1 protein-coding gene is annotated in these 432 nt (G+C 37.0%); it reads left to right on the plus strand.

Annotated features, from left to right (window positions below; translation table 11 throughout):
* Positions 1-432: G5 domain-containing protein (locus ADH54_RS09800; RefSeq protein ID WP_049524967.1), on the plus strand; the 432-nt coding region annotated here is incomplete at both ends.

The following is a 432-nucleotide window of genomic DNA, read 5'->3' on the forward strand; positions in this document are numbered from 1 at the left end:
AGGTGAACAGTTTGTCGCGGATGAGTCACTTGATAAAGGGGTTAAAGTAGTTAGAGAACAAGGTCAAGATGAAGAAACAACGACTATAAGTGTTTATAAAGTAAATTCGACGACAGGAGAATTAACTGATCCAGATGTGACGACAAAAGTCGCTAAGGCAATGCAAGCGAAAATAACGGCAGTAGGAACTAAGTCTAAGGTTGAAATAAAGGATATTCCGTTTGAAACACGATATGTAGCAGATGAGACACTAAGTTATAAGGAAAAAGTAGAAACACCGGGTGAAAAAGGGCGTACAGTATCAACTACAAAATACACATTAAATCAAGAAACAGGAGCTATCTCAGAAGAAGCTACAACAGAAAACATTCCAGCTAAAGACAAAGTAGTAAAAGTTGGAAATGTGGAAAAGATAGTGTCACCTATAGAAAT

It is taken from the genome of Streptococcus pseudopneumoniae (assembly GCF_001072315.1).
In the GTDB taxonomy this organism is placed as follows: Bacteria; Bacillota; Bacilli; order Lactobacillales; family Streptococcaceae; genus Streptococcus; species Streptococcus pseudopneumoniae_R.